19 protein-coding genes and 1 tRNA gene are annotated in these 17292 nt (G+C 54.4%); 8 read left to right on the top strand and 12 right to left on the bottom strand.

Features of this window, described 5'->3' with window-relative positions:
- Positions 1–53: 53 nt before the first annotated feature.
- Positions 54–527, top strand: coding sequence for a GNAT family N-acetyltransferase (locus GS630_RS17110; RefSeq protein WP_171619943.1), 474 nt, complete (start codon positions 54–56; stop codon positions 525–527).
- Here the strand turns inward: GS630_RS17110 and GS630_RS17105 are convergent.
- The gene (locus GS630_RS17105; RefSeq protein ID WP_171619945.1) at positions 494–1501 is read right to left on the bottom strand and encodes an AraC family transcriptional regulator; all 1008 of its coding nucleotides are present in this window, start codon (positions 1499–1501) and stop codon (positions 494–496) included. The genes GS630_RS17110 and GS630_RS17105 overlap by 34 nt on opposite strands.
- Positions 1502–1638: 137 nt before the next feature.
- Here GS630_RS17105 and GS630_RS17100 point away from each other — a divergent pair, with 137 nt between their 5' ends.
- The 3 genes from GS630_RS17100 to GS630_RS17090 all read left to right on the top strand — a co-directional run bounded on the left by GS630_RS17100 (position 1639) and on the right by GS630_RS17090 (position 3309).
- Complete coding sequence (locus GS630_RS17100; RefSeq protein ID WP_171619947.1) at positions 1639–2466, top strand: NmrA family NAD(P)-binding protein; 828 nt, start codon at positions 1639–1641, stop codon at positions 2464–2466.
- Between the two features lie 27 nt (positions 2467–2493).
- Positions 2494–2898, top strand: a complete 405-nt coding sequence (locus tag GS630_RS17095; RefSeq protein ID WP_171619949.1) for a DUF4345 domain-containing protein — start codon at positions 2494–2496, stop codon at positions 2896–2898.
- Positions 2899–2988: 90 nt separating this feature from the next.
- Complete coding sequence (locus tag GS630_RS17090; protein ID WP_171619951.1) at positions 2989–3309, top strand: alpha/beta hydrolase fold domain-containing protein; 321 nt, start codon at positions 2989–2991, stop codon at positions 3307–3309.
- 75 nt (positions 3310–3384) lie between these two features.
- Here the strand turns inward: GS630_RS17090 and GS630_RS17085 are convergent, their stop codons facing one another.
- From GS630_RS17085 to GS630_RS17035, 11 genes are all read right to left on the bottom strand, one after another.
- Complete coding sequence (locus GS630_RS17085) at positions 3385–4194, bottom strand: mechanosensitive ion channel family protein (RefSeq protein ID WP_253285877.1); 810 nt, start codon at positions 4192–4194, stop codon at positions 3385–3387.
- 349 nt (positions 4195–4543) lie between these two features.
- Entirely contained in the window at positions 4544–6667 is a 2124-nt protein-coding gene (locus tag GS630_RS17080; RefSeq protein WP_171619955.1) for an adenylate/guanylate cyclase domain-containing protein, read from the bottom strand.
- A gap of 204 nt (positions 6668–6871) precedes the next feature.
- On the bottom strand, positions 6872–7771 hold the full coding sequence (locus GS630_RS17075) for a hypothetical protein (protein ID WP_171619957.1): 900 nt from the start codon (positions 7769–7771) through the stop codon (positions 6872–6874).
- A 31-nt stretch (positions 7772–7802) separates the two neighbouring features.
- Entirely contained in the window at positions 7803–8330 is a 528-nt protein-coding gene (locus GS630_RS17070; RefSeq protein ID WP_171619959.1) for a helix-turn-helix domain-containing protein, read from the bottom strand.
- Positions 8331–8847: 517 nt separating this feature from the next.
- Complete coding sequence (locus GS630_RS17065) at positions 8848–9057, bottom strand: MerR family transcriptional regulator (RefSeq protein WP_171619961.1); 210 nt, start codon at positions 9055–9057, stop codon at positions 8848–8850.
- A gap of 111 nt (positions 9058–9168) precedes the next feature.
- Positions 9169–10149 carry a hypothetical protein gene (locus GS630_RS17060; RefSeq protein WP_171619963.1) on the bottom strand — a complete coding sequence of 327 codons (981 nt, stop codon included), beginning with the start codon at positions 10147–10149 and terminating at the stop codon, positions 9169–9171.
- A gap of 22 nt (positions 10150–10171) precedes the next feature.
- Entirely contained in the window at positions 10172–11341 is a 1170-nt protein-coding gene (locus tag GS630_RS17055) for a site-specific integrase (protein ID WP_171619965.1), read from the bottom strand.
- 148 nt (positions 11342–11489) lie between these two features.
- Positions 11490–11566 (bottom strand) — tRNA-Arg (locus tag GS630_RS17050).
- 64 nt (positions 11567–11630) lie between these two features.
- Positions 11631–13016 carry an ATP-binding protein gene (locus tag GS630_RS17045; protein ID WP_171238474.1) on the bottom strand — a complete coding sequence of 462 codons (1386 nt, stop codon included), beginning with the start codon at positions 13014–13016 and terminating at the stop codon, positions 11631–11633.
- Between the two features lie 15 nt (positions 13017–13031).
- Positions 13032–14450: an NAD(P)/FAD-dependent oxidoreductase gene (locus GS630_RS17040; RefSeq protein ID WP_171619967.1), complete on the bottom strand. Its 1419-nt coding sequence runs from the start codon at positions 14448–14450 to the stop codon at positions 13032–13034.
- A 3-nt stretch (positions 14451–14453) separates the two neighbouring features.
- Positions 14454–15212, bottom strand: a complete 759-nt coding sequence (locus tag GS630_RS17035; protein WP_371809086.1) for a TVP38/TMEM64 family protein — start codon at positions 15210–15212, stop codon at positions 14454–14456.
- A 269-nt stretch (positions 15213–15481) separates the two neighbouring features.
- Between GS630_RS17035 and rpmH the strand changes: the two genes are divergently transcribed.
- From rpmH to ttcA, 4 genes are all read left to right on the top strand, one after another.
- Entirely contained in the window at positions 15482–15616 is a 135-nt protein-coding gene (gene rpmH, locus GS630_RS17030; RefSeq protein WP_005980833.1) for a 50S ribosomal protein L34, read from the top strand.
- A gap of 25 nt (positions 15617–15641) precedes the next feature.
- On the top strand, positions 15642–16067 hold the full coding sequence (rnpA, locus tag GS630_RS17025; protein ID WP_171619969.1) for a ribonuclease P protein component: 426 nt from the start codon (positions 15642–15644) through the stop codon (positions 16065–16067).
- Entirely contained in the window at positions 16064–16303 is a 240-nt protein-coding gene (gene yidD, locus GS630_RS17020; protein WP_171619971.1) for a membrane protein insertion efficiency factor YidD, read from the top strand. Before rnpA ends, yidD begins: the two co-directional genes overlap by 4 nt.
- Positions 16304–16365: 62 nt before the next feature.
- The gene (gene ttcA, locus GS630_RS17015) at positions 16366–17259 is read left to right on the top strand and encodes a tRNA 2-thiocytidine(32) synthetase TtcA (RefSeq protein WP_171619973.1); all 894 of its coding nucleotides are present in this window, start codon (positions 16366–16368) and stop codon (positions 17257–17259) included.
- Positions 17260–17292: the final 33 nt, after the last annotated feature.

The raw sequence follows: 17292 nt of genomic DNA, 5'->3' as shown, positions 1-17292 counted from the left end.
GCCATAATTATGTGCATGCAAGGGACAGCTCGGGCCATCAAATGAGTATAATGATGAAAGATGGGATTTCATTTGCACGCCTTTCGGAAATCGATCCGAATGACATTGCGGTTCATATGTCCGACCCCCGGGTAGCAGAGCATATGCCGCTTTTGACGTTCAATTGGAGTATCGAGGTCGCAAGAGAGTTTATCACTAAGAAGGAAGGCTACTGGGCGCGGGACGGTCTTGGACATTGGGCGTTTTTGTCAGGCGGTCAGTATGTTGGTTGGGGGGGCTTTCAAAAAGAAGATGACGAGTGGGATTTTGGGTTGGTTTTGCGGCCCGACGCCTTTGGCCTTGGGAAACGGATTTCCAAAATGGCAATCGACTTTGCGATCGCTGACAAACGTATCCCCTTTGTCACGTTTCTGTTGCCACCAAGTCGAAAAAATCTGGGTGCGCTCCGGAAACTCGGCGCCAAACACATAGGCGAGATCGAATACGAAGATGCTCAGTTTCTCAAGTTTCGCCTGTATACGGAGTGAACTCCGTTCTTCCTGATTTTTCCCGGTGGTGCGCCAAACACCCGTTTGAAAGCTTTGTTGAACGCAGGCTCTGAAAAGTATCCGATGTCAGCGGCAATCTGCGAGATAGGTTGATCGGTGGACACCAACCTTTCGCTGGCCAGGTGCATACGCCACGTTGCAAGATACTGGATTGCTGGAACGCCTACCAACTCAGTAAACCGCGCCGCGAAAGCGGATCTGGACATACCAGCAACCTCCGCGAGAGACTCGACTGTCCAAGCCGCAGCAGGCATACGGTGAATTGCGACTATCGTGCGCCCGATCTGCGGGTCTCGCGCTGCTTTCAGCCAGCCTCGATCTGCATCGGGTGCGCTGTTCAGCCAACGACGAATAGCCTCGATGACAACCACATCGGCCAGTCGCGTGATCACGGTTTCGCCGCCAGGTCTCAATTCCCGCGCCTCTTTTGCGATGAATTGCAAAGTTGCCTGTAGCCAGCTTCCGGCGTCCTCCTCCCACGGGTCGATTTTGAGTACATCCGGAAGCAAGCGCATCAACATATCACTGGCGGCGTGATCTATTCGGACCAAGCCGTACATGATGCCCGTCTCCGCGCCGCCGCCGCCGTATTCCAGTGTTTCATAAAGCTCGGTTACCTTGCGAATAGGCAACTCCTCCAGCGTCAAAAGCGGAGTGTCTTCTGAGCTAAAGAATCCGGCCGGTGCTCCGTTGGTCATCAAGACCAGATCGCCTTTTTCGACCTCGAACGGGTCATTGTCACCGACCTTCATCAAGCACCGCCCGTGTGTGATGACCGCAAAGCTCAGTACGCCGGCAAATCCCGGTATCGATACGCCCCATGGTGCAGTCATGCGAGACTGGCAATAGAATGTACCTGTCAATTTCAGCAAATGGAGGATTTCCCCCAGCGGATCGCCGATCGGCTGTGCCAGTGCATCTGGGTCAGGGATATGCGGTTCAACCTTGTTCATGTGGGGACCTTGGCTGAAATTTAGCTCTTCGTCTATCTAATTTGGACGATTGAATAAGAAAATAGGATTCTGAAGAATAGAACATCTCTATTGATTGCCTAATATCGGGCCATCAAGTGAACTCATGGAGATAACCAATGACACAGCAACCCATACTTGTACTTGGTGCAACAGGCAAAACCGGATCGCGGATCGCGAGACGTCTGGAAGAAAAAGGGCAGGCAGTCCGGCGCGCATCGCGGAACAGTGAAACGCCATTTGACTGGGATCAACCGCAGACCTGGCCCCCAATCCTGGAAGGCGTCTCGTCTGCCTATATTTCTTACTTTCCTGACATCGCTTTTCCAGGCGCGGTTGAGCAAGTCGAAGCCTTCACAGCATTGGCTCGTGAAAAGGGACTACGGCGTTTTGTGCTGCTAACCGGGCGTGGCGAGTTTCATGCGGAACGGGCGGAAGCAGTCGTACGCAATTCCGGAGTTCCGTTCACAATCGTTCGTGCAGCATGGTTTGCACAAAACTTTTCTGAAGGGGCATTGCTTGGTCCGGTCATGGCAAGTGTCTTGCCGATGCCCGCCGGCGATGTACGCGAACCAATCATCGATGTGGACGACATCGCCGATGTTGCCCTAGCTGCTTTGACAGAAGAAGGACACGATGGCGAACTTTACGAGGTCACGGGACCACGTCTCATGACGTTTGCCGACATGGCCGCAGAGCTTTCGCGCGCCATGGGCAGGACTGTGCAATACCTGCCAATTTCATTCGAAGATTTCCACGCGGAAATCGCGCATGCGAATGGCGAGATGATTGCTGATGTGATTACGGACATCGCGCGTGAAACGTTGGACGGGCGCAATGCGAACCTCGCGGACGGGGTGCAGCGTGCGCTTGGACGCACGCCACGCGACTTCGCCGACTTCGCAAACAAAGCTGCAATGTCTGGCGCGTGGACCAGAGCCGCTTGAGCCGGGCCAAAGGATATGGGAGCAATCATGAAACTTGAACTTAAACGCAGACTTGTCTTGGGCATGTCCGGATTAACCGCGTTAGCCATAGGTCTGGCCATCACACTGGATCCACAGTCTTTCTACGCCAACTACGGCATCGTACTCTCGCCGCAGCCAAACCTGATGAGCGAGTTGCGCGCACCTGCTGCCAATCTCGCGGTACTTGGCCTGATCATCTTGTTCGGTGTATGTTACCAAAAGTTGGTACAGACCTCAGCCTGGCTTGGAGTCACGGTATTTTCTGCTTTTGCCCTCGGTAGGACAATTAGTTTCGTCCTCGATGGCTTGCCATCCGAAAACATTCTTGCCGCATTTGCGATAGAGGTTTTGCTTGCGGTGTTGTGTTTGTGGGTTGTCGGTGGAAATGCGAAGTCTGCAGCGCCTGCCTGAGACGGTTTTGTCCGCATTGCAGACGTCCAAGCAAGTTGCAGCGAGTGACCGCTAAGCGGACTTAGCTGCCGTTGCGGATCTGACCGATGGTTGCGCCAACGCAACCCAACATTGACAGGATTGGCTTATGCCGACCCTGAAGATCACGGCCACTCCTATGTGTCGCCGGTCTATGGAGACTTTACCAAGGGATTTCCGCCAATCCTGATCCAAGGCGGGACCAAAGAACTGCTGCTGAGCGGCTTCGTACGATTGTATCAGGCAATTGACCAAGCGGGACAAACCGTAAAGCTCGACATTTACGAAGGTATGCCCCACTTCTTCATGGAAACGCATCCGGAGACAGCAGAGGCGAAGATTGCGATCGGAAAAGTGAACGACTGGGCGGTCGAGTATCTGCTCAATGACTAGGGTGCTTCGTAGTTGGGTTGCTGCGGCTTGCATTCCCTTCAAGAGTATCAGCTTCCAATTTGCCAGACATGCGATTCAGGAACCTTTCTCAATTCTTATCGCAGTGGGGAAAGGTATTGCCACGCCTTCGGCATCGAAGGCTTCCTTGACCGCTCGAATAGTGGCGAAACGTAGGTTCCACAAATCCGCAGTAGCGCACCAAAGCCTTACGGTGAAATCGACTGAGTAGTCGCCGAGGTTTGTTACTCTCACAAAGGGTTCTGGATCTTTCAAAACACGTTCGTCTGAGCCGACAACCTTCCAGATCACTTCTTCCGCATGCTTGAGATCGGTACTGTATGAAACGGGAAAAACAATATCGCAGCGCCGTGTTGGCATCGTCGATAGATTGGTGATCACTCCTGAATAAACATCTCCGTTTGGCACGATGACCACCATGTTGTCGGTGGTAATGAGCCTTGTGCTGATAAGTGAAATCTCATCAACCGTACCAGCCTCCCCTGCGATGCGTACAAAATCGCCTACCTTGAAAGGGCGAAAGAATATTAGCATCACACCAGAAGCAAGATGGCTGAGCGTTCCCTGCAATGCCAAACCTATCGCTAGACCTGCGGCACCTATCAGCGCGGCCAGCGAAGTCGTCTGGATGCCAAGACGCGAAAGCACCGCCATCCCAGCAAACACAAGAATGGCATAGCGCACGAAACTCGCAAGGAACCGCGTTAGCGTTGGGTCGAGTTTAGTTCGCTTGTCGCCGAATTGGCGGATCCGTCGAGCCACTAAGCCGCTGGCGAACATAGCAACAGCAAAGATCATCAACCCGTAGGCTACGTTCAAGGCCAACCCTACAAAAGGCCCAATCTCCCCAAACTGGCTAAAGTCCATTCTCATTTCTCCCTGAAGTGTAGCAAAAGAGTTGGCGCAGCATCCTAGGCAGAATTTAGCAGCCCGCCTTCAATGGGCCTTGATTAGGATCAACGATGAGTATCCAAGATAGGAGGCAATTGATCCGTTATTACAGAAAGGCTGCTTTGGGCTCGAAGCAGCCGTTCACGACACACTGCTCGAACAACCGCTGTGCGGACAAAGCCGTCAGGCGTTGGTTTTGCGAAATTTGACTGCTCAGGGCGGTCTAGTTGCTTAACTTACTTCAGCACTTAGGAGTGCTTTTCCCAAAGCTACCGGTCAACAAAAGCAACACATCCAAAATGACCAAACAATTTCTAACAGCCGCTCATTTTCTCTCAAATCTGTAGACACCGTCCCAATCTGGGTCCGGTGGCTGCATGATAAAGGCATTACATCGATCAATAAATGTGTCGACGAGAACTTCGTTCCTTTCCAGCTTTCTTTGCTTCTCAAATGCACTCAGTGCATCTTGCCATGCTGCCGACCTGTACAGCGAGTAGCACGCTTCCCAACTTTCAATGACGCGTTTCTTTGCGTCACTCTCAGCGGATCCGTTTTCACATACGAGTTCATAGATGCGGCTGGGTTTGCTTGTTCCAAACGGTACGACAACGTCAATCTCGCGCAACAAGAACTCGGATTTAGCATGGAATGCGACAGCTTCTGAGACAAGTATTCTGGTCCCGTAAACTTTGTTCAAGCCTTCCAGCCTCGAAGCAAAGTTCACGGCGGCGCCAAGCGCTGTGTATTGAAGCCTTGAATGTGATCCAACGTTTCCAACGACCACGGGACCAGTGTGCAGCCCGAAACGAGTATGCAGCGGACGCAAAGGCGAGGTGCCTTGTCCAGAGTTGAGGTGTTCTTCCGCGCGCAAACATGCCAGCGCCGCCCGGCATGCATTATTTGGATGTTCAGGGTCGTCAAGAGGGGCATTCCAAAGCGCCATAATGGCGTCTCCGATGTACTTATCCACGGTGCCCAAGTTCGAAGAAATTTCGGTCTCCATAACCTCGAAATATTCGGATAGCGCGGGCATAAGAACTTCTGGCTCAAGCCCCTCCGATCGAGAGGAGAAACCTTGAAGATCAGCGAACATAAGCGTCACTTCCCGCGAGTTGCCGCCAACTCTAATTCGCTCTGCTTTTGAAACGATGGAACGAACCAACTCTTTCGGAACGTAAGCACCAAAACTCGACAGACCTGCCTTCATGCTCGCAATCGCGCTTTCCAGCTCAGCAACTTCCTGAATATTCGACTTTAAGTTTAGTTCATCGCCGAGTTCGAAATTGCTGACCTTTCGAGCTTCAGTTGTAACCCGACCCAGGCTTTTGCTTAGAAGACGGGCGACAAAAAAAGTGAAAGCCACCGCCACAACCATTGCCAACCCGCCAAATTGCAAAGCACGCGCCGTCGTGCGCTCTATGCCTCCGACGAACTCCTCTTCGGGTACGGTCAGTCCAAGCGTCGGTTGAGCGCCGAAAATCTCCGGAATTGGCGCTATATATGCCAAGTGGTTTTGCGCAGTGGCGGGTGGAACAAAGTTGAAGAACTCTTGCCGTTTGACCTGCCATTGGTCCACCGCGCTGGCAATAATGTCGTTTGTCATTTCAGTCAGTTCGTCTGGGTTGGAACTCACATACCGCGAAGCCCCACCATCTGAACGTGTGCTTGTATAGGCAAGTAGCCGACCCTGACGATCCATCATGAAGGCGAGGCCATGATCCCCAATCCTAATATCATTCAGAATTTGTGACAAAGCAGTCATTGTCATGTCGAGCGCAACCACACCGACCAGCTTTCCGGAATTGTCAAACACGCTCTTAGAGAAGGTGACTCCTAAACTTCCCGTACTCTCGAACAGATAAAGAGGTGTGATGAATATTTCAGATTGCTCTATTGCTCCAATGTACCATGGACGCGAACGTGGATCATATTCAGTGGCTCTGCTGAGAAATGGTCTTGGAGGGGCGCTGTCATTTGTCCAGTAATATGTCTCGACACGCATATCCGCGCGTTCCGAGATAATGCGTTGCACGCGGTCGATGCCCTCGGGCACCGGTCTTTGATCAGGGCCGAAAGTCTGCCAGTTGCTCGGAATGTTGATGTTCTGATAGAAGTCGCCGGATTGCTCTGCCGCAAAATACAATCCGTAATAGTGCTCATTGCCTTGGATCTGAGAATAGAGAACGTCCAGACCAACAAGTGAGCTTGCCTGTTCGGGGAAATTCGACAGAAAAACGGACGCTGAAGACACGACATTTCCGGCGCCGCGAATAACAGTCAGCATATCTTCCACTGACTGAGCTCTGGCTGCCGCCATTTGTTCTTTTGCGGTTTCAATAGCGAGTTGCTTGTTGCCAAAATACAGAATGGCCACAAGCATTGCCGTAACGAACAATGTGAGTAGCGTGAATACCGTCGCGACGCCGATGTGTAGACGAACTTTCATCTCATATTCTAGCCTTGATTAGTGAATGGAAGTCCAGATGCAGGTTGCCGATTGGTTGGTTTATTGACGCGATCAGGGAATGAGAAAGAAGGGCGCAACCTGTTCTAGCGCTTGCGGCAACGACTGTCTGCTACGGGCTCGGAGCAGTCATCCGAGCACTTCGCTCGAACGACTGCTTTGCCTTGCTTGCGAGGCCTTGCCGAGTCACTTGATTAGTTTCTCTAGTTCCTTGTCGGCGCGGATCAGGTCATTGATGATCTTGCGCATTTCTTCGGCCTTTCGCGATCTCTCTCCGTGCTTCCACGAAGGATGGCTTGGCCCAGCAGCGTGCCCACCTCTAGCCCCATGCACGCGACAAACACTCCAGCCTTGAACGGCGGGTGCCCGGCATCGCTTGCCAGTGGACTTCGCCGTTGCTGTGCATCTGGGCGCATCATTGAGCCGTTTAGTAGGGTTCGTGAGGTTGTCGTCACTTTTTGTCATCCGACCGCCCCCGTTTTGAACATTACCAACGATTGCCTGCCCACCTTCTCTGACCTCGACGCGTTCAACACGGACGGTTTGATCTGCCTTGGAGCGATACCTTTTCAGGGTTTCAACCTGGCTCGTGAAGGTCCGCGAAAGCTTGTTGAGCGCTCGTTCTGCTGAATCTTGCTGTGGGAGAGTTTTTACGTGGTTCAGGCGCCGTGCCATCATCATTGCGGCTTGATGGATCGCGCCCATCTGGATTGCAAGCATGGCTTCAATCTCGTCCTGCGGTCGGACCCCGGCAACAACGGACATTACGAAGTTCGATGCGGTTTCAGAAACCGAGCTGTCGTGTTGTCCGAGAATTGCGACTTGGTCCATCACGCCTTCGAAGAACCGATAATCAATCGTACCCAGCTCATGCATAGCCAATGCACAGGCCACCTTTGGGTCTTTCCCCATGTGCCCGACCTTGAGCCTGCGTGTATCTTCATCGAAGTCCAATTTGATGTCCGGGGCCCGAACGCTTGATCTCTTCCGTTCCTTCAAATCCGCAACCGCGTTGGTCTCCGCTTCGGTGAGCTCGGAATCCTTTGTCTGAAGATCGCTGCCATTGTCTTTCTGAGTCTTGCTCATGTCCGCCTCGCGTAACAAGGAGTGGTTAGTATTAGTGTTCCGTTTCAGAACCGACGGACCGTCGAGAAATCGGCCTGACGGGTTCTGGTTTGGAACCATGAGAGGTCTTTGGGTTCTCAAACGGAACCACTGAGGATGCTGACGGGTCCGTCTCAGAACCGCGTTTTGTTTTTTCGGGCTGCCAGAATCGCCAGTCATTGGTGGCGGCCTTCTTTCCAGATCGGGCCTGCGTCGCCTTGGTCGTCAACCGCCATTCATGCGCTCGCCGATGATACCAGTTGCCTTCCTGCTCCAACACAAGGAAGCCTTTGCCTTGCAGATCCTCGAAGGCGCGCTGAATAGTGGCCTTGCCCAATCCGAGAGTTTCCGCCGCCTCGTTCATCGACAGAAAAACCTTGCCGTTGTTGCCACCGTGGTAGCGGGTGTGAAGCTCCAACCAGAGCTTCACTGCAGGTCCGGACAACGCTCGCCATGCCGGAGATTTGATCATTGCATAAGGCAGAGGAACATATTGACCCTCATTCGACCGTTTACCCTCGGGAGGTCGCCGCCTACTCATGGCGACAACTCCGTGGGAAATGCTCGGGCAAACCATTCAGTTCAGGGATATCAAAACTGATATGCGCCCGGACGAGCCGGGTTAGGCCGGATTTGGACACACAATACCCGAGCGTATCCCAGGCCGCTCCCCCGGCCGGAAATTGGGGTCTCTGGCGCTGAAACAGCCATTGGATACCATCCCGGCAGACAGAGACGCGGTAGATACCATGGCGAAAGAGCTCACCGCTGTAGGTCTCAGCGGTTTCCCAATGATCAGTTCGTGAAAGAGAGCCAGTGTCTGGTTCCCCGTGATGACTGGTACTGTTCGACTTTGGAAAGGACATATCAGCCATGTTTGATCCGTCCTTTCCGTATGATCACCCGTTCGACTGAATGGCTTCGGGGCGACCAGTAGTACCGGCGCTCGTTTTGTCTTGTCTGCGCGGGGCATCCTGTGGCATCAACTGGACTTACTAGGGTGGCAGTTGATGTCACTGGAAAAGCCCCATCTCCGCGCTTGGAGGTGGGGTTTTTCATTATGCAGCCTTGTTGTTGGGATCGGTGCGTCGGGTCGAAAGCCAGGCATTCAGATCAGCGCCGTGATAGGCGATCCGCCGACCGATGCGGATAAAGGCCGGACCACACATGCGGTGGCGCCATTGAGCCAGCTTTTCGCGGTTTCCCAGCAATTGCATTTCAGGGTCTTCTGGGAAATAGACCCGGTCGTCATTGAAGACATTTGCCATCGTTGAAATCCTCTTGGATCAGTTGCGATGGCTCCCAATTATGGGCAGCTTTGTCGAAGTGTCACCAGACATTTTCCAGCGCTTAAGCGTCTTCCCGAAGTAAGAATATGCTTAAGCGTTTTTCCTGAACACCGCTTCGTACCTTGATTTGAAAGGCTCTTCTGAACGCAACGCCGTTCCATAGTCCGCATGAGTTTTTCGCGATTTTGGGAAGTCCAGTTGTTTATCAACTGACTTTTCCAAGGCTTGCTCGATTATTCTTTCTTCGCTGATCAAACCAACCGCGCCAGATAGTTGCTCGATTTCTTGCATCAGCAGTTCCAGGTTCTGAAGTCTACGATCCCGGGATGCACGTGCCCCGGCTTCGCCAGCCTTCTTTCGGGTGTTTGCCGCCAGAATTGCTGCAGCTTCAGTGCCACCTGAGATAGCCTCAATTTCCTTAGTTATGTAGCCCGCAGTAAAGTCGTCGTTTGTTACGAACTGAGACAAGAATAGTTTCGCTGAGAGACTAGCCAGAGACGAGTCAGGGAAATGGTTCAAGCAAAACTCAAATTTTGCAACTGCTGACCAATTTTCACCAAAGGTGTTTCTCATCCAAGCAACATGTTCGTCGCCCAACCAATCGAGAACACTTGGCAGAATACTGTAGTCCTTTTTTGATATGACACCCGCCTCGGCAAGCGCTTCGTAATAGACAAAATGAACCGCATCGTGATCGCCAGATCCAAACATAAATGACAGCATTCCGGAGGGGTCCAGGCCACCCTTTTCAACTATTTCTTTCAATCTCTTGGGAAAACCATAGTGGTCTCCGTATGTCATCCCAACTGGCATAGACTCTAAAGCCGCTAAAGCCGCTTCTTCTGTCGCGAAATAGCTTAATCCCACGACCTCTTTGTCTAGTCCTGTCCTAGTCCTTACCCAAACTTCCCATACTGTATCTCCGTCCCTTGTTTCGCTGAAATCATCACTAAATGAGTTTTTCAGAGAGGCTACAGACGGGCCTGGGAACGCCCCCACAATGACGGGGGATGCTTCGTGATGAATAACCTCTGTAAGCCGATTAGGCTTTGTCCATTTTTTATCCGTCATCAACTCATATCTATCTAAAATGCTAAACTGAAACAGACCTGCACCACTCTTCCATCAATTCTCGCCGCCTTTCCAACAAATCCGACCGTGCATAGGCGCGCTCCACATCTGAACCAACCTGATGGGCCAAGGACGCCTCTGCCAGTTCGCGTGGTGCATTTGCAGCCTCCGCAGCCCAATCCCGAAACGAACTGCGAAAGCCATGCACAGTAACGCCATCCTGCCGCATCCGGCGCAGCAGCATCAACATGGACATGTTTGACAAGGGCTGGTGCCGCTTTTGGCCCTCGAACACATAGTCAGAGGCCAGCGCGCGCAACGGCTCCAGAATGGTCAGCATTTCGTCGGTGAGAGGGACGCGGTGGACCTGCCCGCCCTTCATGCGCTCCGCTGGTATGGTCCAAAGGCGCGTATCGATATCGACCTCGGGCCATTTCATCTCCAGCACCTCTGAAGTCCGGCAGGCGGTCAGAATGGTGAACTGCAGCGCCTTGGCGGCCATGGCTGAGCGGGTCTGCAACTCGGCAAAGAACGCGGGCACCTCTTGCCACGGCATCGCATCATGGTGCTGGACCTTGGCTTTGACGGTGGGCAGCACCTTGCCTTCGCGGATCGCAGTCACCGGGTTCTCACCCGAGCGGAAGCCCTTGGACTTTGCCACGTCGAGCACTGTCTTGATCCGTTGCGACAATCGCTTTGCGGTTTCGTGTTTCTCGGTCCAGATTGGCGACAGGCACATCAGCACTTCGGGCTGATCGATGCTGTCCACGGGCATACGGCCGATCTTTGGGAACGCGTAGTCGCGCAAAGTGTTGAGCCACTGCTGCCCGTGTTTGGCATTCTTCCATGTCGGCAGGCGGTCGATGTGGACCTGTCTGCTGAGCTCTTCGAAGGTCGGGATCTCGCGCTTTGCATTGAAACGCGGGTTCAACCCGGCTTTCGCCATCCGACGATATTCGAGCGCTCTTTCTCGGGCCTGGTTCAAAGTCACGACATCAGCGCCGCCCAAACCGAAGTCCGTTCGCAGCGGTGCGCCCTTTCGGTTCTTCTGTCCTTTGACCGTTACGCGTACGATCCAACGCCGCGCGCCCGAGGGATCGACAACAAGGTACAAGCCAGAACCGTCGCCATGCCGACCCGGACCGAGATTCTCCACCAGCTTCTTTGTCAGCTTTCCGCTGAGCGCAGCCATGAAAATACCACAAAATATACCACTCAATGAAAGCATACTGGGATAATCAGATAAAATCCAACGAAACCCTCTAGCGCGGCCTCAGCCATAAAACACAAAGGTTTAAGCAACCTAGTGTGTTTCATCAAAATTTGGGAAAATCACCAAGTGGCGGACCGAGGAGGATTCGAACCCCCGACCCCTTGATTCGTAGTCAAGTACTCTATCCAGCTGAGCTATCGGTCCGCGTTGGTGAGGCGGTGTTTAGACCTGCCGCCCAGGACGTGCAAGTCGATTCTTCAAAAATATTTCAAAAAGTCATGTCGCCGCGCGGAAGGCTTATTTCGAACACGGTTCCTTCGGGTCCAGTCTGTTTCAAACTCAGGTCTCCACCATGTCCGCGCACAAGTTCCTGCGAAATCGCCAGCCCCAAACCCGAACCGCCCTTTCGAACTCCGCCCTGGAATGGTGTAAACAGGTTTTCGCGCGCTTTTGGTGGAAGACCCGGGCCTGTATCGCTGATTTCAATGCACCAGGTGTCTCCATATTCGCAGCCGGCAATTGTAACGCGCCCAGGCTTGCCCGCCGCAACCAGGGCCTGACGCGCGTTGCGCACGAGGTTCATGATAACCCGAAAAAGCTGCTCGGGGTCTGCGCGGACAATCAGATCTTCGGGAACTTCATTCACAATTTCGACGCAGGCATCGGCGACGGCAAGTTGTTCACTGGCTGCCACATCCGCGGCCAGCGACCGCACTGGAACCATCGTCAGCGTCGGGGCCGGTTCTTCCGCGCGCCCAAAGGCCAGCGTGCTTTCACACAAAGATACGGCACGGGTGATGGAATTCACCAATTTAGGGGCCATCCGACGAACCAGTGGATCATCGCTGGATTCGATCCTGTCCGTGAACAGCTGTGCCGATGTCAAAATATTGCGCAAATCGTGACTGACTTTGGCGACGGCACCACCCAGCTGCGCCAACCTCTCGCGCTGTCGCAGCGCCTGTGTGAGGTCAGTCTGCAGCATTTGCAGCGCCTCTTCAGCTTCGCGCAGCTCTGTCACTTTCGAGTTCGGCGAGATGATCCCCCGCGCGTCTTCGGGCGCGCTGGCATAGCGCTGCATATACCCCACTACGCTTTTGATTGGCCGTACAAGCACAACCCGTACAGCTAGGAAAAGCAGCGAAGCGGTGATAATCGAAATGACAAAAGACAAGCCAAGAATACGCAGGCCGTAGTCCACCATCGCCATTCGCAATGGCGCGCTGTCTGTGGTGACTTCAATCAGCAAGCCCGCACCTTTGACCGGCTCGCCAATAACTCGAATGATTTCATTTTCGGGCGTGACAATCCGGCTCATGGCGTCCCGGATCAGAACCCAGGGCCCCGCATCGCGCAGATCGTATGTCTTGGCAATTGAATCCGGAATCGGTGAAGACAACATAAGCTGCCGAACTTCGTCCCGACGCAAAACCACGTTATAAACACCCGCATTCGCCAACAGTTCGGCCTCGAGGTCATCAGCCAGCATATCGTCTGCCAGCAACGCCAGCGAAGCAATCTGGGCGCGCTCCAGACGGTTCAGCAGGAAATCCTCACGGAACCGAGCGATAGACGGGACAAAAATCAGGATTTCGGCCAACATAACGAAGACCGTCGTCAGGATCAGAAATCGGCCCGACAGCGAGTTCAAAATGCGCCCCTCCTCAGGTCAGGGAATCCAACGCTGGACGAACCTGACCACACGTTTAACTGTCTGATTCTCAAACAGCCTTGGCGTGAAATAAGCACCCGCCACGCGTTTGTTAAGCTCTCCGATCGTCGGATAGGGCGAAACCATTGCAGCAATCTGCCCCATCTTCAGGTTATTGGCCAATGCAAGCGACCACAAGTTGATCAACTCGCCTGCCTGATGACCCACGATTGTGGCCCCAACAGGACGGCCTTTGACAACCATGACCTTGATGAAGCCGTTTGTCCTACGCTCGGAAATGGCCCGGTCGTTGTGATGATAGTCAAAGCGGGCAATTTCGAGCCTGTCGCCATGCTGGTCGTGCGCTTGAGCTTCGGTCAGACCAACTTGCGCCAGTTCAGGATCTGTGTAGGTCGCCCAGGGGATATGAGCGGTCTTGGCTTTGGACGGCAGACCAAACAACGCCGAGCGAATTATGATACCCGCATGGTAGCCCGCCACATGAGTGAACTGCATCCCACCTGCAACATCACCAATGGCATAGATCCGGCGATTTGTCGTCCTGAGGGCTTCATCTGTCTTAATGCCGGTCCGGGTGCGGTCAATACCCGCCGCTTGCAGATTCAACCGGTCAATGTTTGCCTTGCGCCCGGCCGCGATCAAAAGATGAGATCCCTTGAGAATCTCACTGTTTTCGGTCACCACTTCTACCGCGCCTTCGCTGCCTCGGATCTGTGCCACCATGGCGCTTTCGCGGATATCGATACCTTCGCTACGTAGCGCTTCCAGCACCACCGCCGCGGCTTCGGGGTCGTCTTTGCCCAGCGCCCTTTGACCCTCTATGACCGTGACCTTACTGCCGAGGCGTCGATGGGCCTGCGCCATTTCCATACCGATCGGGCCACCGCCAATGATAAGCAAATGATCCGGCCGCTCGCGCAGGTCGAAAATAGTTTCATTCGTAAAGTAAGGAACCGCATCCAGCCCGGGAATCGGCGGCACCAGGGGCGATGACCCTGTTGCAATCACGATCCGGCGCGCAGTGACGAAGTGATCTCCTGCCTGCACTTGGTTGGAAGAGATAAAGGCACCGTATTCTCGGATCACCTTGACGCCAAGTCCTTCAAAGCGCTCTTGGCTGTCCATCGGTTCGATCTGGGCGATGACGTTATGCACATGGTCCTTGGCCGCCCCATAGTCGATCTGAGGAGTCACATCCGCTACCCCAAACGCCGCGGAATGCGTCTGACCATAAGCGGCCTTCCCGCTTGCGATCAGCGCCTTGGACGGGACGCAGCCGAAATTCAGGCAATCGCCGCCCATCTTGTGGCCTTCCAGCAAAACGACATCTGCACCCATCTGGCTGGCCCCAGCTGCAACTGACAGGCCGCCGGACCCGGCCCCAATGACCAGGAGGTCTGTTTTCAGTTCGGTCATGGCTCAGCTGTCCTTATTTGCGCGCAAGGCTTTGATGACGATGGGCAAAGCGGCCAGAACGCACAAGCCGATAATCGGTCCGATCACGAACGGCTCCCACAACAGAGACACATCCGGTGTTCCGCCGCGATCGAATACACCACCAAGCCCGACACCAATCCACGTGTAGACAATCCCCCCGGGAATAATGCCCAGGGCAGTGGTGATCAGGAAGTTGCGAAACTTCACGCCGACCAGAGCAGGCACCAGATTTGCAACAAAGAACGGAACAACCGGGACCAGCCGCAACAGGAACAGGACCGAAATCTCATTCTCGCGCAGACCATCCTTCAGCTTCTTGACCGTCCCTTCCGACGATTCCAAACGGGCGGTCAGCGACTCACCCAATCCCCAGCGTGCCGCCAGGAAAATAGCCGAAGCTCCGATGGTTGCAGCCACAACATTGAGAACCGTGCCCGCAAACAATCCAAACAAGAACCCGCCTGTCATCGACGCGACCGCCGCCCCCGGCAGCGAGAACGCTACAATGACGATATAAATGGCCACAAACGCTGCGGCCATGACCCAATAATGACCATCCCGCCAAGCCAAAAGCGCCTCGCGGTTGTCCCGCAAGGTTTCAAAGCTCAGGTAATCCCCCAGCGTGAAAAAGCCCGCAACGGCAACACCAAGGATCACCAGCAACGGAATATGGCGCGCAAACCCGCTGCGCGGTGCCTGGCTTGTTTCAGACATCAGGTTTTCCGGTTCTTTCTGTTTCATTCTGTGCCCAAGATGCGCTTCCAATCGGTCAAGCAACAGAGGGATCACGGGGCCTTGATCTTTGTGGCGCTGAATGTGAGAGATTTCATCGATAATTGGGTGTTTTGAAACCTTTTCAGCTCTGCGGGTACAGAATTGTTGCAAAAGGCGCGAAAACCCCACTGTTGGGGTTTGACTTACCACCCGCTTAGCAGTAGAGGACGGGCTTCGAACACTAGGGCCAGGCGAATCCGCGCCGCACCCCACCGCTATAGATTGGAGACGGAGCGATGAAACGCACCTATCAGCCTTCGAACCTGGTTCGCAAACGCCGCCACGGTTTCCGCGCGCGCATGGCCACCAAGGCCGGCCGCAAGATCCTGAACGCACGCCGCGCACGCGGCCGCAAGTCGCTGAGCGCGTAAACCGCTCACCGATCAGGTTATGAACATGACGCCGCCGGAGGCCCCTGAGGATGGTATGCACCAGCCCGGGAATACGCCCCCGGCGGCGTCCGTTTGTGCACCTGAACCTCTTGTCGTTCTTAAAAAACGGTCCGACTTTCTGAAAGCCGCACGCGCGCGCAGGCAAGGAACGTCGTCGATGATGGTCCAGGCGCGCAGACGCACTCCAGAAGAGGCATCCGGGATTCGCGTAGGTTTTACCTGCTCGAAGAAGGTCGGCAACGCCGTGGCCCGCAACCGCGCCAAACGTCGCTTACGCGAAGCCGCGCGGGCCATACTGCCCGAATCTGGTCGCGATGGGTGGGATTACGTTCTGATCGGCCGGGCCGAAGTCACGGCCAACCGCTCCTACGACGCACTGTTGAGTGACCTGCGCTATGCGCTGCGCAAGGTTCACGCACAGGGCAAATGACATTTCTGGCCCATATCGTCGCCCTGCCCGTTCGGGCCTATCGGTTGATTTTCAGTCCGTGGGTTGGCTTTAACTGTCGATATCAGCCAACGTGTTCAGCTTATGCGCTGGAGGCATTGGAAAAGCACGGTGCGATAAAGGGCGCATGGTTGGCCGCGCGTCGGATCGGGCGCTGTCATCCGTGGGGTGGCGACGGCTATGATCCGGTCCCCGACTCCGATACCTCGACTGACTAGGACCAGAGCCGGCATTCAGTCAACATCTTGCCCGGTTGCGCCATCTGCTGTAGGGGCAGCGCATGTTTGATGATGCAGACGATATCCACCCGCTTTTTGCTGGCGCGCCCTCGACCACCGAGTTCAAGAAGCTGCGCAAGCGTATCGTACGGCAAACCCGCGAAGCGATCGAGCAATACGGGATGGTAGACCCGTCTGCCCACGACAAGGACGGCAAACCGCCACGCTGGCTGGTCTGCCTGTCAGGCGGCAAGGACAGTTATACGCTGCTGGCCGTTCTCTACGAATTGAAATGGCGTGGCCTGCTGCCTGTGGATCTGCTGGCCTGCAATCTGGATCAAGGTCAGCCCGGATTTCCCGCGACAGTCCTGCCCGAATTTCTTGAACGCATGGATGTACCGCACCGGATCGAGTACCAGGACACCTATTCCGTTGTGATGGACAAGGTTCCGCAGGGCCGAACCTACTGCGCCCTGTGTTCTCGCCTGCGCCGTGGCAACCTGTATCGCGTCGCGCGTGAAGAGGGGTGCTCGGCGGTTGTTCTGGGCCATCACCGCGACGACATTCTTGAGACATTTTTCATGAATCTCTTCCACGGCGGTCGTCTGGCCACCATGCCGCCGAAGCTGGTGAATGAAGAGGGCGATCTTTTTGTCTTCCGACCGCTGGCCCATGTTGCCGAAGCCGATTGCGGGAAATTTGCCAATGCAATGCAATACCCGATCATACCCTGCGATCTTTGCGGCAGTCAGGACGGGTTGCAACGCCAGCAGGTGAAACAGATTCTCGATCAATGGGAAAAGAACAGCCCGGGTCGGCGTCAAGTTATGTTCCGCGCCTTAACAAATGCACGCCCTTCGCATCTGCTGGACGCGAAACTGTTTGATTTCCTTAACCTTTCAATAAATTCTGACAAAATAACCGAAAACTTGGACGGAATTCCGCAGCTGCGTTAACGACTGACTCAGACTGGTTTCCTAGGCTCAACG

The organism is Ruegeria sp. HKCCD7303 (genome assembly GCF_013111185.1).
Lineage (GTDB): Bacteria > Pseudomonadota > Alphaproteobacteria > Rhodobacterales > Rhodobacteraceae > Ruegeria.
Note: the sequence above shows the minus strand (reverse complement) of the source record. Positions and strands in the feature narration are given on the sequence as shown.